Below are 25859 nucleotides of genomic sequence, written 5' to 3' on the forward strand. Positions count from 1 at the left end.
GTTGTTTCATGGACTCTGACCTGGCCATTGGGTTCCTGGGGCGCCCGGAACAATGCGCCGGATACCCAGTCAAACGCCTGCTTTCACCCCCTACACCCAGAGGTTGTCTCGATGAAGATTTCACGCGGTTTCGCCTTTTCCTGCCTGATGAGCCTGGCCGCCACCCCGGTGTTTGCCGCAGGGTTCAGCCTTGGCGACGCGGCCAATGCCATTTCCGGCATGCAAGGGGGCAACAACAAGGCCGCAGCTGCTGCACCGTCGTCCGAGACGGCCGGCCTGCTCAGCGCCCTGACCTCGCAACTGAACATCACTCCCGAGCAGGCCGTCGGCGGTACCGGCGCGATGCTGGGCCTGGCCAAGAACAAACTCAGCGGCAACGACTATTCGCAGCTGGGCAACAGCGTGCCGGGCCTCGACCAACTGTCGGGTAACAATGCATTGGGCAGCCTCGGGGCCTTGAGCGGGATGCTCGGCCAGGCCGGCGGCAGCAAGACCAGCGGCCTGGACGGCCTGCTGGGTAACGTGAAGAACACCAGCGACCTGAACACCGCGTTCAGCGCACTGGGCATGGACAGCGGGATGGTCAGCCAGTTTGCTCCGGTGATCCTGCAATACCTGGGCGGGCAGGGCGCCAACAGCTCGCTGCTGGGTAAACTGGCCCAGGCCTGGGGCACCGGTAGCTAAATACGCTCCGCGCGCAGTTGTTCGATGCGCGCATCCTTCTGCGTCCAGAGCTGGTTGACCCAGTTCTGGACGGTCTGGCGAAACGCCGGATCATTCTCGTAATCCCCCTGCCACAACGCCGGGTCCAGCTCACGGGTCTGGATGTCGATGATCACCTTGGGCACCGCGCCGCTGATCAAATCCCAGAACCCCGGAATCTTTTGCTGCGGATAGACCACGGTCACGTCGAGCACGGCGTCCAGCTGTTCGCCCATTGCCGCCAGCACAAACGCCACGCCGCCCGCCTTGGGCTTGAGCAAGTGAGTGAATGGCGAAGCCTGCTGCTTGCGCTTGGCCTCGCTGAACCGCGTGCCTTCGAGGTAATTGACCACGGTCACCGGCTGGCGCTTGAACAGCTCGCACGCCTCCTTGGTGATCTTTAAATCCTGCCCTGCCAGCTCCGGGTGTTTGGCCAGGAACACCTTGGTGTAGCGTTTCATGAATGGGTAATCCAGTGCCCACCAGGCCAGGCCCAGGAAGGGCACCCAGATCAGTTCTTTTTTCAGGAAGAATTTGAAGAACGGTGTGCGGCGGTTGAGGGCCTGGATCAGCGCCGGGATGTCCACCCAGGATTGGTGGTTGCTGATCACCAGGTAGCTGGTGTCGCCGCGCAGCTCGTCGCCGCCGCGAATGTCCCATTGGGTGGGGATGCACAAGGCGAAAATAAGCTTGTCGATCTCGGCCCAGGTCTCGGCAATCCACATCACCGCCCATGAGGCGTAGTCCCGATAGCGCCCGGGCGCCACCAGTTTGAGCAGGGCAAACACCAGCAGCGGCCCGATCAAGACCAGGGTGTTGAGCAACAGCAGCAGTGAAACCAAACAGCCGGTGAGCAGGCGGCGCATAAGTAACTCTTGGAATCTTGTGGGCGGGCCATCATAAGCAAGCTGAGTCTAGAGGCCAAATCGCAAATGGCCGTACGAATGTTTCACAATGTGCCAGTTATGGTGGGCGTGACTAACTAAGTGCTGTCTTTGCGGTCTAGAATCCGCCTACTTCTTTCCGAGGAAATCACTTCGTGAAACTGCTTCTTGCCTCCCTCGCCCTGGTTGCCCTGCCTGTCATGGCCGCCGAGCCGACCCTTTACGGTCGCTACGAATACATCCAGTTGCCGGAGATCGGCGAAACCTTCAAGGCCAAAATGGACACCGGCGCGCTGACCGCCTCGCTGTCGGCCCGTGACATCGAGACCTTCACCCGTGACGGTGACGACTGGGTGCGCTTCCGCCTCGGCGGCAAGGACGCTACCAACAAGGTTTACGAACACAAGGTCTCGCGCATCAGCAAGATCAAGAGCCGCGCCGACGAAGACGACGAAAAAGACGAAGCCTCTGTGACCAAGCGCCCGGTGATCGACCTGGAAATGTGCCTGGGCAACGTCAAGCGTACCGTCGAGGTCAACCTCACCGACCGCAGCAGCTTCAATTACCCGTTGCTGATCGGCGCCAAGGCCTTGCGTGAATTTGGCGCAGCAGTAAACCCGGCCCGTCGCTACACTGCCGACAAACCGGACTGCTGATTTGAACCCATGCCCCACATCCTGATTGTCGAAGACGAAGCGGCGATAGCCGACACGCTGATATTCGCCCTGCAAGGCGAGGGCTTTACCACCACTTGGCTGAGCCTCGGCCAGGAGGCGTTGGCCCATCAGCGCCAGACCCCGGCCGACCTGATCATCCTCGACATCGGCCTGCCGGACATCAGCGGTTTTGAAACCTGCAAGCAATTGCGCCGTTTCAGTGAAGTGCCGGTGATGTTCCTCAGCGCGCGGGATGGCGAGATCGACCGCGTGGTGGGGCTGGAGATCGGCGCCGACGATTATGTGGTCAAGCCGTTCAGCCCACGGGAAGTGGCGGCGCGGGTGCGGGCGATCCTCAAGCGCGTCGGCCCTGGTGTGGCGCCGGCGCTGTTCCAGGTCGATCTGGAGCGCATGCAAATCAGCTATCGCGGCCAACCCCTGAGCCTGACCCGGCATGAATTCCGCCTGCTGCAAAGCCTGCTGGAGCAACCCGAGCGGGTGTTCAGCCGCGAGCAGTTGCTGGACGCGGTGGGCGTGGCGGCCGACGCCGGTTACGAGCGCAATATCGACAGCCACATCAAGAGCCTGCGCAGCAAGTTACGCAGCGTGGCCGCCGATGCCGAGCCGATCCAGACCCATCGCGGCCTCGGCTACAGCTACAGCCCGAGCAACAGCTGATGCGCCTGGGGCTGCGGATTTTCCTGGTGTATGCGCTGTTTATCGGCCTCACCGGTTACTTCGTGCTCAGCACGGTGATGAAGGAAATCCGCCCCGGCGTGCGCCAGTCCACTGAAGAAACCCTGGTGGACACCGCCAACCTGCTGGCCGAAATCCTGCGCGATGACGTGAAGCACGGCACCCTCGGCCAGAGCCACTGGCCCGAATTACTCAAGGCCTATGGCAACCGCCAGCCCGGCGCGACCATCTGGGGGCTGGCGAAAAACCAGGTCAACCACCGTATCTACGTGACCGACGCCAAAGGCACCGTGCTGCTCGACTCCACGGGCGAAGCCGTGGGCCAGGACTACTCGAAGTGGAACGACGTCTACCTGACCCTGCGCGGCGAATACGGCGCGCGCTCCACCCGTAGCGCAGCGGATGACCCCACCTCATCGGTGATGCACGTCGGCGCACCGATCCGTGATAACGGGCAGATCATCGGCGTGGTCACCGTGGCCAAGCCCAACAGCTCGTTGCAGCCGTATGTCGACCGCACTGAGCGCCGCCTGCTGTGGTACGGCGCGGGCCTGGTCATCCTCGGCCTGTTGCTCGGTGCGTTGCTGTCGTGGTGGCTGAGCGTTGCACTGCGTCGCCTGACCGCCTACGCCGAAGCCGTCAGTGAAGGCCGAAGGGCAGAGCTGCCGCATTATCGCGGCGGCGAGCTGAAGCAGCTGTCCACCGCCGTCGAGCACATGCGCACGCAACTGGAGGGCAAGGCCTACGTCGAACATTACGTGCACACCCTGACCCATGAATTGAAAAGCCCGCTGGCAGCGATTCGCGGCGCGGCCGAGCTGTTGCAGGGCGAGATGAGCCGCGAACAGCAGCAGCGCTTCGTCGGCAATATCGACAGCGAAAGCGCGCGCCTGCAGCAGTTGATCGAACGTCTGCTGAACCTGGCGCAGGTGGAGCAACGCCAGGGGTTGGAGGCGCAGGCGAGTATCCCGCTGGCGGCCTTGGTCGATGACGTACTCAACGCCCAATGTGCGCGAATCGAAGGCGCCGGGCTGCACGTCGAGCAAGGGATTGCGGCGGATGTGAAGGTGTTTGGCGAGCCCTTCCTGTTGCGCCAGGCACTGGGCAACTTGCTGGACAACGCGCTGGACTTCACACCGCCCGGTGGCGTGTTGAGATTCAGCGCACAGACGCTGCACAACGACGTGCAGGTGAGCCTGTTCAATCAGGCCGCGCCTATCCCCGACTATGCCCTGCCGCGCCTCAGCGAGCGCTTCTATTCCTTGCCGCGTCCCGTAAGCGGACGCAAGAGCACCGGCCTGGGCCTCAACTTTGTCGAGGAAGTCATGAAGCTGCACGGCGGCACCTTGCAGATCGGCAATGTGCCGGGCGGTGTGCACGTGGTGCTGCATCTCCACACAGTCTCCACATTGCCCACATAAATCCCCCACACAGGCTGTCCAGACTCTCCCCATCAAAACAGGGAGAGACCCATGAACCGCAGCCTGCTTTTCAAACTTGGCGCGATTGCGCTGCTGATCCTGCTGTTGCTGATTCCATTGCTGATGATCAACGGCATCATCAGTGACCGCCAGCAACTGCGCGACGGCGTCCTGATGGACATCGCCCGAAGTTCCAGCTACGCCCAGCGCCTCACCGGCCCGGTGATGGTGGTGCCGTATCGCAAGACCGTGCGCGAGTGGAAGCTCAATGAAAAGCTCAACAAGCGCTACGAGGTCACCCGTGAAGAGCGGGGGCGCCTGTATTTCCTGCCGGACCGTTTTGAGCTCGACGGCAAGGTGCAGACCGAACTGCGCGCACGGGGGATTTACCAGGCGCGGCTGTTCCATGCCGACAACCGTATCAGTGGGCGTTTCGAGCTGCCGGCACAGTTGGGCATCACCGAAGACTTTGCCGATTACCGCTTCGAACCGGCGTTTCTGGCGGTGGGGATAAGCGATATTCGCGGCATCGAAAATGCGCTGAAGCTGGAGCTGGGCAGCCAGCGCCTGGAGTTCGAGCCGGGCTCCCAAGTGGACTGGCTGGGGGAGGGCGTGCATGTGGCATTGCCGGAGCAGGACAGCAAGAAACCGGCTGTAGTGGACTTCGCCTTCGACCTGCGCCTGCAAGGCACCGAGCAACTGCAAGTGGTGCCGGTGGGCAAGACCAGTCAGGTGTCCCTGGCCTCCAACTGGCCGCACCCCAGTTTTATCGGCAACTTCCTGCCGGCCCAGCGCGAAGTGACTGACAACGGCTTCACGGCCAACTGGCAGACCTCATTCTTTTCCACCAACCTCGAACAGGCCCTGCAAACGTGCCTGGACGGCCAGGGCTGCAACGACTTCAACAACCGCAGCTTCGGCGTGAACTTCATCGACCCGGTGGACCAGTACCTCAAGAGCGACCGCGCGATCAAATACGCGCTGCTGTTTATCGCCCTGACCTTTGCCGGTTTCTTCCTGTTCGAAGTGCTCAAGAGCCTGGCGGTGCACCCCGTCCAGTACGCATTGGTGGGCGTTGCCTTGGCGTTCTTCTACCTGCTGTTGTTGTCGTTGTCCGAGCACCTGGGCTTTGCCTTGGCCTACCTGATTTCGGCGAGTGCCTGCGTGCTGTTGATCGGGTTCTACGTGTGCCACGTGCTGCGCAGCGTTGCCCATGGCCTGGGGTTTTCGGCGGGGCTGGCGGCGCTGTATGGCTTGCTGTACGGGCTGTTGAGTGCCGAGGACTACGCGCTGCTGATGGGCTCGCTGCTGCTGTTCGGGCTGCTGGGGACGGTGATGGTGCTGACGCGTAAGCTGGATTGGTACGGCGTGGGCAAGCGCAAGGCGGCCGAGCCGCTGCAGTTCGACCTGGAGGCGGTGCAATGATCGGGTTGCGCGAGGATCAGCAGGCGCGGGTGCTGTTGGTGGGCAAAATCAATGCGCTATTTCCAGTGTGGCGAAGTGCTGTTGTGGTGAGCGGGCTTGCCCCGCGCTGGGGCGCGAAGCGGCCCCATTCCAGGCAATGAGTTTCTCCAGATGGACCGCCATTGCAGGTTTTGGGGCGGCTTCGCCACCCAGCGCGGGGCAAGCCCGCTCACTACAACAGGCCCGCTAGGCCGGCGGCTGGGTCTGCTGCATCGAAGGCCGCTGGCTGACCTCGAGGTACCAGGCGGCAAGCTTGGGGTTATCCAAGCGCCATTGCATGTCGGGATGACGAAAGTCGAGGTAGCCCAGGGCGCAGGCCACGCTGATCGAAGCGATATCGAAGTGGCTGGTCAGTTCGGCAATGGCGTCCTGTTCCAGCTCGGCGAGGGCGCGGCGGATCTTGTTGCGCTGTTCGTCGAGCCACTGCGCCCAGTGTTTTTCCACCGGGCGCAGGGCGGTCTCGTAGCGCACCAGCACGGCGGCATCCATGATGCCGTCGGCCATCGAAGCCAGGGTCAGGCGGCGCCAGCGGGCCGAGCCATCGCGGGGGATCAGCGGGTTGCCGACGTGCTGGTGGTCGAAGTAATCGAGGATCACCCGGCTGTCGTGCAGCACGCTGCCGTCGGCCAGGCGCAGGGCCGGGATCTTGCCCACGGGGTTGTCTTGCACCAGCTGCGCATCGGGGTTGACCGGGGTCGGCATGCAGCCATGCAGGGCGACGCGGTCCTGCTGGCCGGTCTCGGCCAGCAGCACGCGGACTTTACGCACGAACGGTGACGCGGGGTTGTGGAACAAGGTCATGCTGGGCGCAGACATGGGCTTTCCTCTGTAGGAGCGAGCTTGCTCGCGAAGAACGTTAACGATAACGCAGCGCGTCTGCTTTGACGCGGTGCTCTCTGGTTTTTCGCCGGCAAGCCGGCTCCTACAGGAGGGCCCATGCGCCGATCAACGCGGGGATGCCCAACCCCACCCAACTCAACGAATCCCACAGCCCATCCCCCAGCAACGCCGCAAACAACCCGGCGGCGCTGAGCAGGCCAATCCCCAGGGGAATGCCAAATACCCTCCAGAAACTCGACTGCCTTGGCTTCATGCCTTGCCCGCCTTGCGCCGCACGATCCACAAGTAAATCCCGCTCACCAGCACGATGATGGTCAGCACATCCAGCGCCGCCCAGAGGATCTTCATCGGCATGCCGCCGTAGTCGCCGAAGTGCAGTGGTTGCGACATGCCCATGGCGTCCATGTACCACGGCCGTTCGGCGATGGCGGTGACGGCCAGGGTGCCGGCGTCGATCAGGACCGGCGTGAGCAGGTGTGAGGTCAGGTGTGTGCTGCCCTTCATGAACACTGCGTAATGGTGCTCGCTGGAAAAGCGCGTGCCGGGGAAGGCGATAAAGTCCGGCTGCATGCCGGGCGCGGCCTTGGCGGCGATGCTCAGCAGCTCGCTCGCGGGGGCGCGTTGGGTCAGGGGCGGGGCGTTTTTGTAGGGTTCGATCATCGCGCTGAGGCTGTCGGTGCGCCAGGCGGCGATGATCAAATCGGCACAGGCGCTGATCACGCCGGTCACGCCCACCACCAGCGCCCAGGTCAGGGTGACGACGCCGATCAGGTTATGCAGGTCGATCCAGCGCAGGCGCCTGGACTTGTCCTGGCGCACCGTGGCGAACTTCAAGCGGCGCATGAATGGCAGGTACAGCACCGTGCCCGAGACAATCGCGAGCACAAACAGAATGCCCATGAACGCCAGCAGCAACTTGCCCGGCAGGCCGGCGAACATATCCACATGCAGGCGCAGCAGGAACAGGGTGAAGCCGCCATTGGCCGCCGGCATCTCGACCGCGTCGCCAGTGCGCGCATCGAGCATGAAGGTGTGGGATGAGTTGGGTTCGGTGCCCGCTGTGGCGGCCATGATCGCGATCACGCCGTTCTTGTCATCTTCATCCCACGCCAGGTATTGCATGGCCTCGCCCGGGCGATGGGCCTGGGCTTTGGCCACCAACTGCTCAAGGTTGAGCTGTGGCGTATCGGCGGGCATCTGCGCCAGCTGGGGCTCGTTGCCCAGCAGGTGGTCGATCTCGTGGTGAAACACCAGCGGCAGGCCGGTGAGGGCGAGCAGCAGCAGGAACACCGTGCAGATCAGGCTGGTCCAGGTGTGGATGAAGGACCAGCGGCGGATGGTTTTGCTTTTCATTTTCTAGCCTTGTAGCAGCTGACGAGCGCAAGCGAGGCTGCGTTTGCGTTATGCCTGACACACCGCAAACGCAGCCTCGCCAAGGCTCGACAGCTGCTACGCATTAGCCTATTGAAGTTGTGTAGAGACTCATGCTTCAAACACGCCAAAGCCGCCCACATAAGCGGTCGATTACCACTGGTAGGTGGCGCTGGCGACGACGCTGCGCTGGTCGCCGAAGTAGCAGTAGTTGCCATCACAGGTCGACAGGTAGTCCTTATTGAACAGGTTGGTGGCGTTCAACTTGACCGATGCACCCTTGAGGCTGTTGTCCAGGCGGCCCAGGTCGTAATGCACCGCACCGTCAAACACGGTATAGGCGTTGGCCTTTCCCAGCCAGGTGTTGGCCTGGTCGCCATAGGTGTTGCCGGTGTAACGGGCGCCAAAGCCGATGCCGAAACCGTCAAGCACACCGGTGTGCCAGGTGTAGTCGGTCCACAGCGAGGCTTGCTGGTTGGGCATCAGTGTCAGGCGGTTGCCTTTGTAGATGCCTTTCTGCACTTCGGATTTTGCCAAGGTATAGGCGGCGATGACCTTAAGGTTCTCGGTCACATCGGACACGGCTTCCAACTCCAGGCCCTTGACCTTCACTTCGCCGGTCTGGCTGTTGATCTGCTGGCCCCCAGCGCCGAGGGTGGTTACCTGCACATTCTTCTGGGTCAGGTCGTAGACCGCTGCACTGAGCAACGTATTGGAGCCGGGCGGCTGATACTTGACCCCCATTTCCCACTGCTTGCCTTCGGTGGGCTTGAACGTCTTGAGCGCGTTTGTATCGGCGTTGCTCGCCGGTTGAAACGACTCGGCGTAGGACAAGTAGGGTACGAAGCCCGAGTCGAATACATAGCTCAGCGCCGCGTTGCCGCTGAAGTGTTTGATGCGGTCAGTGTTGGTCGCATCGCTGTCGTTGAAGTAGGTGGTGCCCTGATGCACCCAATCTTCACGCCCGCCCAGGGTCAGGCGCCACTTGTCCAGGGCCATCTGGTCCTGCACGTAGAGACCGGTCTGCACGGTTTTCTGGTTGTAGTCGTAAAAAGGTCGGACATCGGTCGGGCGCAGGGTTGGCTGGGTATTGATCGGGTTGAAAATATTGGTGCCCGAGGCCGTCCCGAATATCGCGCGATAGGAGGTATCGGTGCGCTGGTGGTCCAGGCCGAGCAGCAGGGTGTGGATGACATCGCCAGTGACAAAGTCTGCCTGGAAGTTGTTATCCACTGCGAACTGGCCGATGTCCTCGTCGACGTTGGTGGTCGAGCGGCTGATATTGCCCGCTGCATCCGCGGGGGAGAACGCGTAGGAACCCACGGTCAGTTGCTGGAACGACAGATCCGACTTGGTGTAGCGCAGGTTTTGCTTGAACTGCCAGGTGTCGTTGAAACGATGCTCGAAGGCATAGCCCAGCGCGTAGTAGGTGCGATCGTAGAACTCGTAGTCCGGGTCGCCCAGGTTCTTGTGGTGGGAGACCTCGCCCAGCGGCGATTTGATCTTGGTGCCCTGGATCGGCATGAACTGGCTGGTGGTCCCGGTATCGTCACGGGTGAACTGCGAGAGCAGGGTCAGCTTGGTGTCGGTATCGATGTTCCAGGTCAGGCTCGGCGCAATGTTGTAGCGCTTGTTGTCGATGTGATCGACCTGGGTGCCGGCATCGCGTACCACGCCGCTGAGGCCATAGAGGAATTGGCCTTCATCATCGATCTTGCCGGTGCTGGCGAAGTTGATCTGGCGGTAGTTGTCGCTGCCGTATTGCACTTGGATGGCGTTGCTCGACTCTGCGCTGGGGCGTCGGCTGACCATGTCCAGCAGGCCGCCCGGTGGGGTCTGGCCGTACACCGACGAGGCCGGGCCACGCAGCAGCGCGAGGCGGTCGAGGTTCCAGGTTTCCGCTTTGGGGTTGGCGTACACACCGCGCGGCAGTGGCAGACCATCGAGGAATTGGGTGGGCTCGAAGCCGCGCACGCGCATCCAGTCGTAGCGGGTGTCGCTGCCATAACTGGCGGACACGATGCCGGGCATGTATTTGACCGCGTCGTCCAGGTTCTGCACGTTGCGATCCTGCATCTGCTCGCGGGTGGCCACGGAGATCGAACGCGGGGCCTCCACCAGGGCGGTGTCGGTCTTCGTGCCGGCGGCGGTCCGTGTGGCCAGGTAGCCTTGGACCGGGCCCCAGGCACTTTCCTGGTTGCCATCTTGCCCTGTGATGTTAGTCACCGGCAGCGCCATCACCCCCTCCGGAACCGCCACCAGCGTATACGTCCCGGCGCTGCTCTGCTCCAGCTGCAAGCCGGTGCCACGCAAGGCTTCACGCAGTGCACCCGGTGCATCGAACTGGCCCTGGACCGGGGCCGAGGTCTTGCCCGAGGCCAATGCTGGGTTGAGGGTCAGTGCCAGGCCGGCCTGGCTGGCGATCTGGTTCAGGGTGCTGGTCAAGGGCGCGGCCGGCAGGTTGTAGGCGCGCACGCTGGAGGCTTGTTCGGCGGCAATCAGCGCAGTGCTGGCCAGCGGGGCGCTGAGGGCAATGGCCACGGCTAACAGGCTGGGGCGCAACAAGGTGTCTAGCGTGCGGGACATAGGGCGGCTCCTGAATGGAAGTAATTCGCAATTGCCTATGTGCCGAGCGAGATTTCAAAAGTGATAGGGCCGGTGGAAAATATTTTTTATTTGGCCTCAGGTGTCTTGGCGACCACTGTCACCCACCACGGCGTGTGCTGTTCGATCTGCACCGGCAGGGTGGGCAGCAGCGCGTTGAGCGCCAGGGTGGTGTCGTGCAGCGGGAAGCTGCCGGTGATGCGCAGGTCGGCCACGTCTTTATCCACCCCGAGATGGCCTGTACGGTAGCGGCTGAGTTCCTGCACCACATCGCCCAGGCGGACGTTGTCGACCACCAGCATGCCGCGCGTCCAGGCATCGGTGGCGGGCGTGACGGCCAGGGCAGGGCCGAGGCCATCGCTGCGCATCAGCACTTGCTGGCCTGCCTTGAACACCTGTTCCTGCGCCAGCGCTTCGGGCTGGGCGCCCACGGCCGATTGCAGCACGCTCAGGCGCGTGGCGTCGTCTTCGCGCTTGACGATAAACCGCGTGCCCAGCGCGCGCAGGCTGCCGTCGCGGGTTTGCACATAAAACGGGCGCGCATCGTTGTGGCCGGTTTCGACGAGGATTTCGCCTTCCTGCAACACGATCAGCCGGCGCTTCTCATCGAAGCGCACGTCGATGGCGCTGTGGGTGTTGAGGTTGATCAACGTACCGTCCGCCAGTTTCAGCGTGCGCTGCTCGCCGGTGGCGGTGCGCTGGTCGGCGAGCCAATAGTGGATCGGCACGTAGCGCTCGCCGGCAAACAACGCCAGGCCGCACACCAGCGCAATGCTCGCCAGGCCGCTGCCGAGCTTGCGCACGCGCTGGCGAATGCCCTCGCGCGACTGTAACAACGCCGCCCGCGCCGGGCCCGAGGCCACGCTGAAACGCTGGTCGAGCATGCCCAGTTGGCGCCAGGCACGGGCGTGCTCTTCATCGCTGGCCAGCCATTTGCTGAATTCTTCGCGCTCCACCGCGCTGCCATCACCCGAATCGAGGGACAACTGCCAGGCAATCGCCGCATCCAGGACACGGGCCGACACGGGCTTGGAGCTGATCACGTTCACAGCGGCTCGCCATACAGGGCGATGTAGCACTGGCGAATGCCCTGGGCCAGGTACTGGCGCACACGCGGCACCGACACGCCCAGGCGCTGGGCGATTTCGGCGTGGCCCAGCCCGTCGAGGCGGTTATAGAGGAAGGCGGCGCGGGCCTTGCTCGACAGCTTGCCGAGCAGGCGGTCGATGGCCTTGAGGTCTTCGAGGATCAGTTGCTGTTCTTCCGGCGACGGGTGTTCGCTTTCCGGGATCAGCATCAGTTCGCTGAGGTAGGCCTGTTCGAGGGCCGCGCGGCGGAAGTAGTCGAACAGCAAGCCCTTGGCGATGGCCACCAGAAACGCCCGTGGCTCGCGGGGCTCGCGCAACTCGTCACGGCCGAGCAGGCGCATGAAGGTGTCCTGGCTCAGGTCTTCGGCACGGCTCGGGCAGGCCACATTGCGCCGCAGCCAGGCCAGCAGCCAGCCACGATGGTCGCGGTACAACGCGCCAACAAGCTCACTGTGTGGGTTCTGGACCGACGACAAGGCATCACCGAATAAACAAGAGGTTTAAACTAACGAGAATTATTCGCGATTGTGTCAGAGGCGTGGGGCGGGCGCAATTGGCGTCTGTCGGGAGATCACATTAAAACGATGGCGCGTGTTTACGCCGTTTCCATTGGCTCAAGCGCTCTTGCAGCGCCTGAGGCGTATCGATCTGCTGCTGACGCGCGCGGCTGAACAGGATCAGCATCAGCTCCGCCGTGGCCAGGGCATCGGCGCTGGCGTGATGGCGTTCGCCCACGTGCAGGTTGAAGTGGTTGACCCAGTCGTCCAACCCGGCTTCGCGGATATGCGCCTCGGGGCACAACAGCGGGGCGATGTCGGCCACATCGAGGAAAGTGTGGGCCAGTCGATACCCCAGGCTGTCCTTGAGCGCGCGGCCCAGCATGTGTTGATCGAATGGGGCGTGGAAGGCGAGCAGCGGGCTGTCGCCGACGAACTCCATGAAGTCCAGCAGGGCCTCGGCCGGGTCGCTGCCCGCCGCGATGGCGCTGGGGCCGAGGCCGTGGATCAGCACACTGGGGCTGAGTTTGGTGTCGGCGCGGTGCAGGGTGCGCTCGAACAGTTGGGAAAAATCCACCGCGCCGTCCTCGATCACCACCGCGCCGATGGACAGCACCTGGTCACGGTTGAGATTCAGGCCGCTGGTCTCCAGGTCCACCACTACCCAGCGTTGGCTGCGCAACGTGCTGTCGCCCAACACCGCGGGCTTGGAGAGTTGTTCCAGGCGCTGTTGTTGCGCGGTATCCAGTCTGGGCTTGGCTGTGCGCAGCCAGTCAAACAAGCTCACAGCTGATACCGCAAGGTCAGGCTGCTTTGCAGGCGCTGGGCCTGGCGCAGGGATTCGCGCAGGATGCGGCGGTCCAGGTGGTTGAGGCTGTCGGGGTCGACGCGGTTGGAGTACGGCTGGTTCTCGCGGGTCTGCAACTGATGCTGTTGCATGCGGGTTTGCTGGATAAAGTGATAGGCCTCTTCATAGGCGGCGCCGTCCAGGGGCTCGATCACTTCCTTGACCACCAGTTGGCGCAGGCGCTCCAGGGTGTTATTGGCATGGATGCCGTTGGCCAGGGCCAACAGGCGTGCGCCGTCGACAAAGGGGGTAAGCCCCTGCACCTTGAGGTCGAGGGTGGCCTTTTCCCCGCCTTTACGCGTCAGCACAAAATCGCGAAAGCGTCCTACGGGCGGGCGCTGGCGCAAGGCGTTCTCGGCCAGCATGCGCTGGAACAGCCGGTTATCCCCGACCTGGTCGAGAATGCCCTGGCGCAGTTGCTCGCAGCCGCGCTCATCGCCCCACACCACGCGCAGGTCAAAATAGATACTCGAGCCCAGCAGGTTTTCCGGCGTCGCCTCGCGAATAAACGCCGCAAACCGCCGCGCCCATTCCGCCCGCGAGAGGCACAGCTCGGGATTACCGGCCATGATGTTGCCCTTGCACAGGCTGAACCCGCACAGTGCCAGGCTCTGGTTGATCTGCTGTGCCACGGGCAGCAGCCGCCCGCGAATCTCGGCGGCCTCCACGGCGTCCCTGGCCTCGAACAGGATGCCGTTGTCCTGGTCGGTGTACAGCGTCTGCTCGCGCCGGCCTTCGCTGCCGAAACACAGCCAACTGAACGGTACGCCGGGATCGCCTTTTTCGGCCAGGGTCAACTCGATCACCCGGCACACGGTGTGATCGTTGAGCAGGGTAATGATGTGGGTGATCTGGGTAGACGACGCCCCATGGGCGAGCATGCGCTCCACCAGTTGGCCGATCTCGCCACGCAGCGCTACCAGGTTCTCCACCCGTGGCGCATTGCGGATGGTGCGGGCCAGGTGCACCAGGTCGACCCGTTGCAGGGAAAACAGGTCGCGCTCGGACACCACCCCGCACAGGCGCTGGTCCTTGACCAGGCAGACGTGGGCGATATGCCGCTCGGTCATGGCGATGGCCGCGTCGAAGGCGCTGTGGTCCGGCGTTAAAAAGAACGGCGCCTGGGTCATATGGCCTTCAATGCCCTGGCTGAAGTCGCCGGTACCGTCGGCCACCACTTGGCGCAGGTCGCGCAGGGTGAAAATGCCCAGGGGCGCCTTGTGTTCATCGACAATCACAATGCTGCCCACCTGCTGCTCATGCATCAGCGTTACCGCTTCGCGCAACGGTGTCTGCGGGCTGCAGGTGACCGGATGGCGCATGGCCAATTCGCCCAGGCGGGTATTCAGGGAATATTGGGTACCGAGGGTTTCCACGGCTTTTTGCTGCACTTGCTGGTTGACCTGGTCGAGCAGGCTGCTGACACCGCGCAGGGCGAAGTCGCGGAACGGGCTGGACAGCGCGAACAGCTTGATAAAGGCCGGTTTGTTCAGTTGCAGGCAGAAGGTGTCTTCAGCGGCCTTGTGTTCGGTGCGGGTGGCGCGCTCACCCAACAGCGCCGCGAGGGGGAAACACTCGCCGGTGGTGATTTCGAAGGTGGCTTGCGTGGCGTCCGGCCGTTCACCCACGACGCGGCCCTGCTTGACGATGTAGAAGTGTTCCACCGGCCCGCCCGACGGCTTGAGGATGCTCTCGCCGGGGCCGAAGAAGCGCAGTTGGCACTGTTCCACCAGAAACGCCAGGTGCGCGTTTTCCATCTGGTTGAACGGTGGGAAGCGTTGCAGGAACTGCAGGGTGCCGTGGATGTTCTGCAATACAGCAGTTTTTCCCGCCTGGGCGAAGGCATCAGCTTTACTCATAACCATGACCGCAATTTTTTTGTCGTTATCGTCCTGCATGGTCGACTCCTGAGCGGCGGGTGCCCATTGGACGTAAGTCTAGGTCGATGAAAACGCCGCAGAACTAGGGAAAAACCTTACACGACTATCGTCCAAACCCCGTAGAACACCCACTAGGCAAACTTTCCGACGAAGTGCACATTGAACGCCCTTCCGCAGATGTCTGACGAGTGTGCTGGAAGATTGTCGAAAACCGCTGAGAAACGTATGTCCGACCACGATATTTTGAGTGATGCCGAGCGCGAGGCGCTGAGCGCCGTGATGCTGGAGCCTGATTTACCGCCACAACGCGTGTTGATTGTTGATGACGACAAGGACGCGCGTGAACTGTTGGCGGAGATCCTGGGCTTGGACGGTATTCGCTGCATGACGGCCGACAGTGGCGAGGCCGCGTGGGATTTATTGAAGTCCAGCAGTTCCATCGGCTTGCTGATCACCGATCTGCGCATGAAACCCAGCAATGGTCTGGAGTTGATCAAGCAAGTGCGCGAATCCACCCGCGCGGCGCTGCCGATCATCATCATGTCGGGGGATGCTGAAGCGCCGGATGTGATTGATGCGATGCATTTGAGCGTGGTGGATTTTTTGCTCAAGCCGATCGATAGCGTCAAGTTGGCGAAGCTGGTCAAGCGGGAGTTGGGGATGGCTTCCTGATTTTTGCAGTGTCTGTACGGGCCTCATCGGGAGCAAGCCCCCTCCCACAGTTGACCGCGTACATCCACACCACAGCCCCAAAGAAAAAGCCCTGATCTCACGATCAGGGCTTTTTCATTTACAGGCCGTTTTTAGCCTTGAACTCCCGACGCCTGCGGTGCAACACCGGCTCGGTATAGCCATTGGGCTGTTTGGTCCCTTCAATCACCAACTCCACCGCTGCCTGGAACGCGATATTGCTGTCGAAATCCGGCGCCAGCGGACGGTACAGCGCATCCCCGGCATTCTGGCGGTCCACCACCGGCGCCATGCGCTTGAGGCTTTCCATCACCTGGGCTTCGTTGACGATGCCGTGGCGCAGCCAGTTGGCAATGTGCTGGCTGGAGATGCGCAGGGTGGCGCGGTCTTCCATCAGGCCGACGTCGTTGATGTCCGGCACTTTCGAGCAGCCCACGCCCTGGTCGATCCAGCGGACCACATAGCCGAGGATGCCCTGGGCGTTGTTGTCCAGTTCGTTGCGGATTTCTTCGTCGGACCAATCGGTATTGCTGGCCACGGGAATGGTGAGGATGTCGTCCACCGACGCGCGTTCGCGCTTGGCCAGTTCGGCCTGGCGTGCGAACACGTCGACCTTGTGGTAGTGCAGCGCGTGCAGTGCGGCGGCCGTCGGCGATGGCACCCAGGCGGTGTTGGCGCCGGCCAGTGGGTGGGCGATTTTCTGTTCGAGCATCGCCGCCATCAGGTCGGGCATCGCCCACATGCCTTTACCGATCTGCGCACGGCCTTGCAGGCCGGTGCTCAAGCCGATATCGACGTTCCAGTTCTCGTAGGCGCCGATCCATTTTTCCGCCTTCATCGCCGCCTTACGCACCATCGCACCGGCTTCCATGGAGGTGTGGATCTCGTCGCCGGTGCGGTCGAGGAAGCCGGTGTTGATAAACACCACGCGCTCGCTGGCGGCCTTGATGCAGGCCTTGAGGTTGACCGTGGTGCGGCGCTCCTCGTCCATGATCCCGACCTTGAGGGTGTTGCGCGGCAGGTTCAGCACGTCTTCGATGCGGCCGAACAGCTCGTTGGTGAACGCGGCTTCTTCAGGGCCGTGCATCTTCGGCTTCACGATGTAGACCGAGCCGGTACGGCTGTTCTTGCGTGTGTTGTTGCCGTTGAGGCTGTGGATCGCGGCCAGGCTGGTGAGCAGGCCGTCGAGGATGCCTTCCGGTACTTCGTTGCCGTGTTTGTCGAGGATCGCGTCGATGGTCATCAGGTGGCCAACGTTGCGCACGAACAGCAGCGAACGGCCGTGCAGCGTCACGTCCTGGCCGTCGACGCCGGTATAGACGCGGTCGGCATTCATGGTGCGGGTGAAGGTCTTGCCGCCCTTGGCCACTTCTTCGGCCAGGTCGCCCTTCATCAGGCCGAGCCAGTTGCGGTAGATCACCACCTTGTCATCGGCATCGACGGCGGCGACGGAGTCTTCGCAGTCCATGATGGTGGTGAGTGCGGCTTCCATCAGCACGTCTTTGACACCGGCGGCATCGGTCTGGCCAACCGGGGTGCTGGCGTCGATCTGGATTTCGAAGTGCAGGCCGTTGTGTTTCAGCAGGATCGCGATCGGCTCGGCCGCAGGGCCCTGGAAACCAATCAACTGGGCGTCGTCACGCAGGCCGCTGTTGCTGCCGCCCTTGAGGCTGACGATCAGCTTGCCGTCGACGATCTTGTAGCCGGTGGAATCGACGTGGCTGCCGGCGCTCAGCGGCGCGGCTTCGTCGAGGAAGGCGCGGGCGAAGGCAATCACCTTGTCGCCACGCACTTTGTTGTAGCCCTTGCCCTTTTCGGCGCCGTCGGCTTCGCTGATGGCGTCGGTGCCATACAGGGCGTCGTACAGCGAGCCCCAACGGGCATTGGACGCGTTGAGGGCGAAGCGGGCGTTCATCACCGGCACCACCAGCTGCGGGCCGGCCATGCGGGCGATTTCGTCATCGACGTTTTGGGTCGAGGCCTGGAAGTCTGCGGCTTCTGGCAGCAGGTATCCGATGTCTTGCAGGAAGGCTTTGTAGGCCACCGGGTCGTGGGCCTGGCCGGCGTGAGTCTGGTGCCAGGTATCGATCCGCGCCTGGAAATCGTCGCGTTTGGCGAGCAGGGCTTTGTTCTTCGGTGCCAGGTCGTGGATGACCATGTCGGCACCGGCCCAGAACTGGTCGGCAGTGATGCCGGTACCGGGAATGGCTTCGTTGTTCACGAAGTCGAACAGGACTTTGGCGACCTGCAGGCCACCGACTTGAACGTGTTCAGTCATTGCTTGCCTCACTCTGCGGAGCTAATGCGCTGTTTCGGATTTTCATTATGTAGTGCACGGGAGGGCATACTACATGATGACTTGCGGTTGTGAAAATTAGACTAAATACGTCGTTTAGCGACCCACTTTGGTCGTACGGTCACAGCGGAGAACCGGATGTTCTCAAAAAACTATTGGATTGTTCCAGATAAATATAAAAATGGTACACGATTTGTTTTCGCGGGCCCCCGGGTCCACCTTGTAGATTGAATTCAGAGGGCTTCGCCATGGACCATCTTGTACTCACTATTATCGCCGCCGACAAACCCGGCCTGGTGGAACGCATCGCGCAGAACATTACGGCCCACGGCGGCAATTGGCTGGAAAGCCGAATGGCGCATATGGCCGGGCAGTTCGCCGGGATCCTGCGGGTCAGCGTGCCTGCCGAGAGTCGTCAGGCCTTGGTGGGGGCTTTGGATGATTTATCCACACACGGTATTCGCGTGCTGGTGGGCGAGGGCAGCAGTGGCCAGGCATCGGCGTCCAAGTCGATTGTGATGACGCTGCTGGGCAACGACCGTTCGGGCATCGTGCGCGAGATCACGGCGCTGTTGAGCAAACAGGGTGTCAACCTGGAGCGCTTGAGCACCGATGTACGCCCGGCACCGATGAGCGGTGATCCGCTGTTCAGCGCCGAGGCGTTGTTGCAGGTGCCATCGAGCTTGTCCTTGGAGGCGTTGCAGGAATCCCTGGAAACCCTGGCGGATGATCTGATGGTGGAACTGCACAGCGAGGAATAACCACCCTCAAGGTTATGCATGGAAATCTTGCATGGGCCTGTGGATAACCTGTAGAGACCCGGCGCCAGGCCACGTCCACCGGGCTTCTCCGCCAGCTGAGCAAAAAACGAGCAGTTTCAAGGGCTTGTGCACAAATGACGGGGACCAGGTTGTGGGTAACCTTGGGATGGATCTCTGCAAGCCAGGCCGGCTGGGGCTTGCAGAGGTTTGTACGTTATTTGATCAGCGTTTGCGCACGCTCAACCAGGCATCGACGCTGTAGACCACCAGCCCGGCCCAGATAAAGGCAAAGGCGATCAGCGTGCTCGATGCCAGGTGCTCACCGAACAGCAGCACCGCTTCCAGCAACACCAGGGTCGGTGCCACATACTGTAAAAAGCCCAAGGCGGTGTAAGGCAAATGCCGTGCGGCGGCGTTGAAGCACACCAGCGGGATCAACGTCACCGGACCGGCCGCCACCAGCCACCAGGCTTCGGATGTGCTCCAGAACGCCAGTTGCGCACTGTGGGCCGACGGGTTGAACAACAACCAGGCCACCGCAATCGGCACCAGCATCCAGGTCTCCACCACCAGCCCCGGCAGCGCCTTGACCGGCGCCTGCTTGCGGATCAGGCCGTAGAAACCGAAGGTCAGCGCCAGTACCAGCGATACCCACGGCAAGCTGCCCACCTGCCAGACCTGTTGCGCCACACCCACTGCGGCCAGCCCCACGGCCACCCATTGCAGGCGACGCAGGCGTTCGCCGAGCAACAGCATGCCCAGCAGCACATTCACCAGTGGGTTGATGTAGTAACCCAGGCTGGCTTCAAGCATTCGCCCGCTGTTCACCGACCACACATAGGTCAGCCAGTTACCGGCGATCAACGAACCGCTGAGGGCCAGGATTGCCAGGCGCTGGGGGTTGTCGCGCAGTTCGCGAAACCAGCCGGGGTGCTTCCACACCATCAGCAGCAAACCACCGAACAGCGCCGACCACAGCACCCGGTGCACGATGATTTCGGCGGCGGGCACACTGGCGATGGCTTTGAAGTAGAGCGGGAACAGACCCCAGATGACATAGGCGCTCAGGCCCAGGATGTACCCCTTGCGGGGGTTGGCGGCTTGCATGCGTAATCCTTGCTTAGGCAGCTAACAAAGCGCGATTGTAAGGATATTTGTCAACCAATGGGATTACCCTTCTGTAGGAGCGAGCTTGCTCGCGAAGATCGTTAACGATAACGCGGGCATCCTGACTGCACGCGGCGCCCTCAGGGTTTTCGCGAGCAAGCTCGCTCCTACAGGAGCGAGCGGCGATTTCAGAAGAGTTTGAGGGGTTCTTCGTTGAGCGCTGAGAGTTGCTCGCGCAGCGCCAGCACCTGGTCGCCCCAATACCGCTCGCTGCCGAACCACGGGAAGCTGTGGGGGAACGCCGGGTCATCCCAGCGCCGTGCCAGCCACGCGCTGTAGTGCATCAGGCGCAACGCGCGCAGCGGCTCGATCAGCGCCAGTTCACGCGGGTCGAAGTCGTGGAATTCCTGGTAGCCGTCCATCAGTTCCGACAGCTGGCCCAGGCATTCCTGGCGATCACCGGCGAGCATCATCCATAAGTCCTGCACCGCCGGGCCCATGCGGCAGTCGTCGAGGTCGACGATGTGGAACATCTCATCGCGGCACATCATGTTGCCGGGGTGGCAATCGCCGTGCATGCGGATGTTCTTGTGCGGCGTGGCTTTGTACATCTCTTCCACGCGCTTGAGCAGGTCGCGGGCCACGGACTCGTAGGCTGGCAGCAGGCTCTTGGGAATGAAATTGCCTTCGAGCAGGGTAGTGAGGGAGTCGTGGCCGAAGTTCTTCACACCCAAGGCTTCGCGGTGTTCGAACGGGCGGGTAGACCCCACGGCGTGCAAACGGCCGAGTAGCTGACCCAGACGATACAGCTGGTCAAGGTTGCCCGGCTCCGGCGCACGGCCGCCACGGCGGGGGAACAGGGTGAAGCGGAAACCTTCGTGTTCGAACAGGCTTTTGCCGTTATGAATCATCGGCGCGACGACCGGCACTTCGCATTCGGCCAGTTCGAAGGTGAAGCGGTGTTCTTCAAGGATCGCGTCGTTGGTCCAGCGCTGGGGGCGATAGAACTTGGCGATCAGCGGCTCGGAGTCTTCGATGCCCACCTGATACACGCGGTTTTCGTAGCTGTTGAGCGCCAGGACGCGAGCATCGCTGAGGAAACCGATGCTTTCGACGGCATCGAGCACCAGATCAGGGGTGAGGGTTTCAAACGGATGGGCCATGGGAACTCCTGCGGGCAGCAGGGCGCCGCTTCCGGCCGAGTATGGTACCGCTGTAGGAGCGAGCTTGCTCGCGAAAAACCTGAGCGCGCAGTGGAGTGTCAGGTTCCGCTGCGTTATCGCTGACGGTCTTCGCGGGCAAGCCCGCTCCTACAGTGGGGCGGTCTATCAGGCACCGACAATCCCGCCATCATCCCGCCGAATCGCCATCACCGAGGAGCGCGGCTTGCCGTTAGGCAGATGTTCCGGCCAAGTCGAACCCCCGGTTTCCCCCGGATGCTGAATCCCTACAAACAGCGTCTTCTGATCCGGCGAGAAGCTGATCCCCGTCACCTCACAGGCCACCGGCCCAACCATGAAGCGGCGGATTTCGCCGGTCGCCGGGTCGGCGCAGAGCATCTGGTTATTGCCCATGCCGGCGAAGTCGCCCGCGTTGCTGTAGTCGCCGTCGGTGAGGATCCACAGGCGCCCGGCCTTGTCGAAACCCAGGCCATCGGGGCTGTTGAACATGTTCTGCGGGTTGATGTTGGACGATCCGCCCTTGGGCTTGCCGGCGTGCACGCCAGGGTTGCCGGCCACTACAAACAGGTCCCAGCTGAAGTCCGCGGCGCCATGGTCATCGGCGTTGGCCTTCCAGCGCAGGATCTGGCCGTAGACGTTTTTCTCACGCGGGTTGGGCCCGCCCACCGGTTGGCCGTCTTCGCCGCGCTTGGCGTTGTTGGTCAGGGTGCAGTAGACCTGGCCGTCGGTGGGGCTGACCACGATCCATTCCGGGCGGTCCATGCGCGTGGCTTTGACCACACTGGCGGCCAGGCGCGCGTGGATCAGCACTTCGGCCTGGCTGGCGAAGCCGGTGCTGGCGTCGATGCCGTTTTTGCCATGGGTCAGCTCGACCCATTGCCCTTTGCCCTTCGGATGATCGGCGTTGCCATCGCCCGCATCGAAGATAGCCACGTACAAGGTGCCGTGGTCGAGCAGGTCTTTGTTGGCCTTGGGGCTCTTGTGGTTGATCTTGTCGCGGCTGACGAACTTGTAGATGAACTCGCCGCGCTCGTCGTCGCCCATGTACACCACGGCGCGGCCGTCACGGGTTTGCGCCAGGGCGGCGTTCTCGTGCTTGAAGCGGCCCAGGGCGGTGCGTTTTGCCGGGGTGGATTGCGGGTCGAACGGGTCGATTTCCACGACCCAGCCGTGGCGGTTGAGTTCATTGGGGTTCTTGGCCAGGTCGAAGCGCGGGTCGTGCAGGTGCCAGTTGATCTCTTTGCTGGCGGCCACCACGCCGTAGCGTTTCTGCCCGGCATCGAACGCTTGCTGGGGGTTGCTGCTGCCAAAGCAGTCGGTGAAGTTCTCTTCGCAGGTCAGGTAAGTGCCCCATGGGGTCTGGCCGTTGGCGCAGTTCTGGAAGGTGCCGAGGGCTTTTTTGCCGGACTTGTCGGCGCTGGTTTTCAACCATTCGTGGCCGGCGGCGGGGCCGCTCAGGCGGATCGGCGAGTTGCCGTGGATGCGCCGGTTGTAGCGCGAGTCCTGGACGAACTGCCAGGTATCGCCCTTGCGCCGTACTTCGATCACCGACACACCTTCACTGGCCTGGGCCTTGTGCACGTCTTCGGCCGATTGCGGCGCGCCGCCGTGGGCGAAGAGGTAGCGGTAGTTGGTGTATTCGTTGTTGATTGCCATCAGCGCGCGGTTGTCGTCGCCGGGGAAGGCGAACAGGCTCATGCCGTCGTTGTTGTCGCCGAACTGTTGTTCCTGGGCTTTGGCGGTGCCGTTGCCGGACGGGTCGAAGGCCGGCGCGCTCTTGTGCAGCGGCTGGCCCCAGCTGATCAGCACCGAAGCGCTGTAGCCCGGCGGCAGGGTGATGGTGTCGCTGGTGGCCGCAGCGATGCTGGTAAAGCCCAGCAGCGGGCTGGCGGAGGCGGCGTTGACGGCCAGGGCGCTGCGGCTCAGCAGGTTGCCACCGAGGAACATCGCGGCACCGCACAGGGCGCCGGCACCGATGAAGCGGCGGCGGGTGAGGCCGACCATCTGTTCGAGGTCGGTGGCTTGGTTTTCTTCTAATAGGTTCATGTCAGGCTCCCTGCGGTTTTTGCAGACACCATAAGGAGCGGGCGTGACGAGATTGTTGCAGTTTGAAGAGCTACTCGGCTCAGACCGGCGTGCCGAGCAGCACATTGCTGGCGGCAAATTGCACTTGGAGCGTCCTGCCAGCGGCGGCGCCCAGGGCCTCGAGCGCGGCGGGCTGCCCCAAGGCGCATAAAACCTGGCCATTGGGCAGGGCGATGCGCACTTCGCTGGGGCCGTCCTCGGCGGCGAGAATCGCGTCTACGGTCCCGCTCATGCAATTGTGTCCAGGTGTTGCAGGTTTGTCGGGCGCCAGCAATTCCAGCCAGCCGGCCTTGATCAGCGCAACGACTTCCACGCCGACTTCCAGCTCCAGCCGTTGCGTACTGTCATGGGTGATTTGCGCCGCCAGGGTCAGCCCTCCGGCGAGCTGCAAGTGAATCAGGTCGTTGCGGCCACGCTGTTCAATCGCAATGACCTGACCATGCAACTGGTTACGGGCGCTGGTGCGCAGCATCAAGCGGCCGAGCAGGTTGAAGTCGCTGGCGGCCTCGTCCGAGCCGAGCACTTCGGCCTGCAACACTTGCAGGCGCTGGTAGAGGCGCAACACCCGTTCACCCTCGGCCGTGAGTTTGGCGCCGCCGCCGCCCTTGCCGCCGACACTGCGTTCGACCAAGGGTTTTTGCGCCAGGTTGTTCAGCTCGTCGATGGCGTCCCAGGCGGCCTTGTAGCTCAAGCCCGCACTTTTGGCGGCGCGGGTGATGGAGCCCTGCTCGGCGATATGCCCCAGCAGGGCGATACGCTGGGGGCGGCGGACAATATGTTGGCTGAGCAGCGTCGGTAGGGACATGGGCATTCGCTGTGGTGGGATGAGCGGACGTTGCGGCCGCGAGGCATGAGAGTCAAGTGCCAGGCTTTGGCGTGCGGGCCAGGCAGTACACGTCTACCTGTCGCGCGCCGGCGTTGATCAATAACCGCGCCAGGCTGTGGGCGGTGGCGCCGGTGGTGAGCACGTCGTCCACCAGTGCCAGGTGGCGGCCGCGCACCTCGGCACCCGGGGCCAGGGCGAAGGCGTTGAGCAGGTTGCGCTTGCGCGTCTTGGCGTCGAGGGCTTGCTGCGCGACGGTTTCATAAGGGCGTAGCAATAGATGTTCATCGTGGGGAAGGTCGAGGTCGACGCTGAGCCAGCGCGCCAGCATCAGCGCCTGGTTATAGCCCCGTTCACGCAGGCGCCTGCGGGCCATGGGCACTGGCAGCAGCATGTCCGGGCGGGTGAGTGAGTGGTTGTCGAAGCGATGTTGCAAGTAGTGCCCCAGCAAGCGCCCCAGCATATGCCCGAGGGGCCAGCGTGCCTGGTGCTTGAAGCGACTGATCAGGGTGTCCACCGGAAAGCTGTAGGTCCAGGGGGCGATCACGTGTTTAAAGGCGGGCGGTTGTCTCAGGCACTGGCCGCAGACCAGGCCGTCCATCGCCAAAGGCAGGGCGCAGATTTCGCAATGCTCCATCAGCCAGGGCAGCTCGGTTTCGCAGACGTTGCAGACACAGTCGGCGGTTTCAGTCGTCTCGTCGCAGATTAAACATGTCTGTATGTTTTTTGACCAGATGTAAACTTCGTGTTTGTAGCTTGGTTGACAGTGCATGAATCTTCCTTAAATATGCCGAGCATCCGTGTCGTGTCTGTGGGTATTGCCCCTTCCCGCAGCGCTTGCCAAAGCATAATCAAGGAATCGCCCATGAGCGCCAGCACCACCGCCACCTTGCGTCACGATTGGTCCTTAGCCGAAGTCAAAGCGTTGTTCGTGCAGCCGTTCAATGACCTGTTGTTCCAGGCGCAGACCGTGCACCGCGCGCATTTCGATGCCAACCGTGTACAGGTGTCGACCCTGCTGTCGATCAAGACCGGTGCCTGCCCGGAAGATTGCAAATATTGTCCGCAGTCGGGCCACTACAACACGGGCCTGGAAAAAGAAAAGCTGATGGAGGTGCAGAAGGTCCTCGAAGAGGCCGCTCGCGCCAAGGCCATCGGTTCGACCCGTTTCTGCATGGGCGCCGCCTGGAAACACCCGTCGGCCAAAGACATGCCTTATGTGCTGCAGATGGTCAAAGGCGTGAAGGCCATGGGCCTGGAAACCTGCATGACCCTCGGCCGTCTCGACCAGGACCAGACTACGGCCCTGGCCCAGGCCGGCCTGGATTACTACAACCACAACCTAGATACGTCGCCGGAGTTCTACGGCAGTATCATCACCACCCGTACCTACAGCGAGCGCCTGCAAACCCTGGCCTATGTGCGTGAGTCGGGGATGAAGATCTGCTCCGGCGGCATCCTTGGCATGGGCGAGTCCCTTGATGACCGCGCCAACCTGCTGATCCAGTTGGCCAACCTGCCGGAGCATCCGGAGTCGGTGCCGATCAACATGCTGGTGAAAGTCGCCGGCACACCGTTGGAAAATGCCGAGGACATCGACCCGTTCGATTTCATCCGCATGCTGGCCGTGGCGCGCATCCTGATGCCGCAATCCCATGTGCGCCTGTCGGCGGGGCGCGAAGCGATGAACGAGCAGATGCAGGCCCTGGCGTTCTTTGCCGGTGCCAACTCGATCTTCTACGGCGACAAACTGCTGACCACCGCCAACCCTCAGGCCGACAAGGACATGCAACTGTTCTCGCGCCTGGGCATCCTGCCGGAAGCCCGTGAAGAGCATGCGGATGAAGTGCACCAGGCGGCCATCGAACAGGCGTTGGTGGAGCAGAAGAGCAGCGAGCAGTTCTATAACGCCGTTGTTTGATTCCCATATGTTTTGACCGAGTTGCACCTGCCACCCCGAGGCCTG

The 25859-nt window shown here is 62.4% G+C and carries 24 protein-coding genes; 9 read left to right on the forward strand and 15 right to left on the reverse strand.

Translation table 11 applies throughout. The annotated features are described in order from the left end of the window. Nucleotides 1–111 precede the first annotated feature (111 nt). The gene (locus PspCFBP13509_RS17120) at nt 112–684 is read left to right on the forward strand and encodes a DUF2780 domain-containing protein (protein WP_074847782.1); all 573 of its coding nucleotides are present in this window, start codon (nt 112–114) and stop codon (nt 682–684) included. Here the strand turns inward: PspCFBP13509_RS17120 and PspCFBP13509_RS17125 are convergent. After that, complete coding sequence (locus tag PspCFBP13509_RS17125; RefSeq protein ID WP_065925435.1) at nt 681–1568, reverse strand: acyltransferase; 888 nt, start codon at nt 1566–1568, stop codon at nt 681–683. The genes PspCFBP13509_RS17120 and PspCFBP13509_RS17125 overlap by 4 nt on opposite strands. A gap of 173 nt (nt 1569–1741) precedes the next feature. On the opposite strand from PspCFBP13509_RS17125, the gene rloA2 reads away from it, so the two are divergent. The 5 genes from rloA2 to PspCFBP13509_RS31365 are packed head-to-tail and all read left to right on the forward strand — an operon-like array spanning nt 1742 to nt 5924. After that, nucleotides 1742–2242, forward strand: a complete 501-nt coding sequence (rloA2, locus tag PspCFBP13509_RS17130; protein ID WP_065925434.1) for a retropepsin-like aspartic peptidase RloA2 — start codon at nt 1742–1744, stop codon at nt 2240–2242. Between the two features lie 9 nt (nt 2243–2251). Next, complete coding sequence (gene creB / locus PspCFBP13509_RS17135) at nt 2252–2920, forward strand: two-component system response regulator CreB (protein ID WP_027605971.1); 669 nt, start codon at nt 2252–2254, stop codon at nt 2918–2920. Further along, nucleotides 2920–4359, forward strand: a complete 1440-nt coding sequence (gene creC, locus PspCFBP13509_RS17140) for a two-component system sensor histidine kinase CreC (protein WP_065947478.1) — start codon at nt 2920–2922, stop codon at nt 4357–4359. The genes creB and creC overlap by 1 nt, the downstream gene beginning before the upstream one ends. Before the next feature lie 51 nt (nt 4360–4410). Continuing rightward, nucleotides 4411–5784, forward strand: coding sequence for a cell envelope integrity protein CreD (gene creD / locus PspCFBP13509_RS17145; protein ID WP_065925432.1), 1374 nt, complete (start codon nt 4411–4413; stop codon nt 5782–5784). Further along, nucleotides 5781–5924: a hypothetical protein gene (locus tag PspCFBP13509_RS31365; RefSeq protein WP_159440258.1), complete on the forward strand. Its 144-nt coding sequence runs from the start codon at nt 5781–5783 to the stop codon at nt 5922–5924. The genes creD and PspCFBP13509_RS31365 overlap by 4 nt, the downstream gene beginning before the upstream one ends. Before the next feature lie 85 nt (nt 5925–6009). Here the strand turns inward: PspCFBP13509_RS31365 and PspCFBP13509_RS17150 are convergent, their stop codons facing one another. The 8 genes from PspCFBP13509_RS17150 to PspCFBP13509_RS17185 form a co-directional block, all read right to left on the reverse strand. Then, nucleotides 6010–6639 (reverse strand): glutathione S-transferase, encoded by a 630-nt coding sequence (locus PspCFBP13509_RS17150; protein WP_065947477.1) that lies wholly within the window; start codon nt 6637–6639, stop codon nt 6010–6012. 106 nt (nt 6640–6745) lie between these two features. Beyond that, a complete protein-coding gene (locus PspCFBP13509_RS31370; protein WP_137212390.1) occupies nt 6746–6916 on the reverse strand; it encodes a DUF4175 domain-containing protein in 171 nt (56 codons plus the stop codon). Further along, the gene (locus tag PspCFBP13509_RS17160) at nt 6913–8016 is read right to left on the reverse strand and encodes a PepSY-associated TM helix domain-containing protein (RefSeq protein WP_137212391.1); all 1104 of its coding nucleotides are present in this window, start codon (nt 8014–8016) and stop codon (nt 6913–6915) included. Before PspCFBP13509_RS17160 ends, PspCFBP13509_RS31370 begins: the two co-directional genes overlap by 4 nt. A 171-nt stretch (nt 8017–8187) precedes the next feature. After that, on the reverse strand, nt 8188–10620 hold the full coding sequence (locus PspCFBP13509_RS17165; protein WP_065947475.1) for a TonB-dependent siderophore receptor: 2433 nt from the start codon (nt 10618–10620) through the stop codon (nt 8188–8190). Between the two features lie 86 nt (nt 10621–10706). Continuing rightward, nucleotides 10707–11687, reverse strand: coding sequence for a FecR domain-containing protein (locus tag PspCFBP13509_RS17170; protein WP_065947474.1), 981 nt, complete (start codon nt 11685–11687; stop codon nt 10707–10709). Beyond that, nucleotides 11684–12202, reverse strand: a complete 519-nt coding sequence (locus tag PspCFBP13509_RS17175) for an RNA polymerase sigma factor (protein ID WP_027605963.1) — start codon at nt 12200–12202, stop codon at nt 11684–11686. The genes PspCFBP13509_RS17170 and PspCFBP13509_RS17175 overlap by 4 nt, the downstream gene beginning before the upstream one ends. A gap of 100 nt (nt 12203–12302) precedes the next feature. Next, entirely contained in the window at nt 12303–13010 is a 708-nt protein-coding gene (locus tag PspCFBP13509_RS17180; RefSeq protein WP_065925427.1) for a 3'-5' exonuclease, read from the reverse strand. Then, nucleotides 13007–14929, reverse strand: a complete 1923-nt coding sequence (locus tag PspCFBP13509_RS17185) for a putative nucleotidyltransferase substrate binding domain-containing protein (RefSeq protein WP_174562751.1) — start codon at nt 14927–14929, stop codon at nt 13007–13009. Before PspCFBP13509_RS17185 ends, PspCFBP13509_RS17180 begins: the two co-directional genes overlap by 4 nt. Before the next feature lie 246 nt (nt 14930–15175). Between PspCFBP13509_RS17185 and PspCFBP13509_RS17190 the strand changes: the two genes are divergently transcribed. Next, the gene (locus tag PspCFBP13509_RS17190; RefSeq protein WP_065925425.1) at nt 15176–15622 is read left to right on the forward strand and encodes a response regulator; all 447 of its coding nucleotides are present in this window, start codon (nt 15176–15178) and stop codon (nt 15620–15622) included. A 118-nt stretch (nt 15623–15740) separates the two neighbouring features. On the opposite strand, the gene PspCFBP13509_RS17195 is transcribed toward PspCFBP13509_RS17190, so the two are convergent. After that, complete coding sequence (locus PspCFBP13509_RS17195) at nt 15741–17918, reverse strand: malate synthase G (RefSeq protein WP_137212392.1); 2178 nt, start codon at nt 17916–17918, stop codon at nt 15741–15743. Nucleotides 17919–18184: 266 nt separating this feature from the next. Here PspCFBP13509_RS17195 and PspCFBP13509_RS17200 point away from each other — a divergent pair, with 266 nt between their 5' ends. Then, a complete protein-coding gene (locus PspCFBP13509_RS17200; protein ID WP_137212393.1) occupies nt 18185–18697 on the forward strand; it encodes a glycine cleavage system protein R in 513 nt (170 codons plus the stop codon). A 222-nt stretch (nt 18698–18919) separates the two neighbouring features. Here the strand turns inward: PspCFBP13509_RS17200 and rarD are convergent, their stop codons facing one another. The 5 genes from rarD to PspCFBP13509_RS17225 form a co-directional block, all read right to left on the reverse strand. Then, complete coding sequence (gene rarD / locus PspCFBP13509_RS17205) at nt 18920–19804, reverse strand: EamA family transporter RarD (RefSeq protein WP_065925422.1); 885 nt, start codon at nt 19802–19804, stop codon at nt 18920–18922. A 188-nt stretch (nt 19805–19992) separates the two neighbouring features. Beyond that, nucleotides 19993–20967 (reverse strand): serine/threonine protein kinase, encoded by a 975-nt coding sequence (locus PspCFBP13509_RS17210; RefSeq protein ID WP_137212394.1) that lies wholly within the window; start codon nt 20965–20967, stop codon nt 19993–19995. A gap of 165 nt (nt 20968–21132) precedes the next feature. Further along, nucleotides 21133–23031: a PhoX family protein gene (locus PspCFBP13509_RS17215; RefSeq protein WP_065947470.1), complete on the reverse strand. Its 1899-nt coding sequence runs from the start codon at nt 23029–23031 to the stop codon at nt 21133–21135. Between the two features lie 79 nt (nt 23032–23110). Then, nucleotides 23111–23875 (reverse strand): TOBE domain-containing protein, encoded by a 765-nt coding sequence (locus PspCFBP13509_RS17220; RefSeq protein WP_137212395.1) that lies wholly within the window; start codon nt 23873–23875, stop codon nt 23111–23113. Nucleotides 23876–23927: 52 nt separating this feature from the next. After that, nucleotides 23928–24665, reverse strand: a complete 738-nt coding sequence (locus PspCFBP13509_RS17225; protein ID WP_065925418.1) for a ComF family protein — start codon at nt 24663–24665, stop codon at nt 23928–23930. Nucleotides 24666–24758: 93 nt separating this feature from the next. Between PspCFBP13509_RS17225 and bioB the strand changes: the two genes are divergently transcribed. Next, nucleotides 24759–25814: a biotin synthase BioB gene (gene bioB, locus PspCFBP13509_RS17230; protein WP_137212396.1), complete on the forward strand. Its 1056-nt coding sequence runs from the start codon at nt 24759–24761 to the stop codon at nt 25812–25814. The last annotated feature ends 45 nt before the right edge of the window (nt 25815–25859 follow it).

The organism is Pseudomonas sp. CFBP13509, from assembly GCF_005233485.1.
GTDB classification, from domain to species: domain Bacteria; phylum Pseudomonadota; class Gammaproteobacteria; order Pseudomonadales; family Pseudomonadaceae; genus Aquipseudomonas; species Aquipseudomonas marginalis.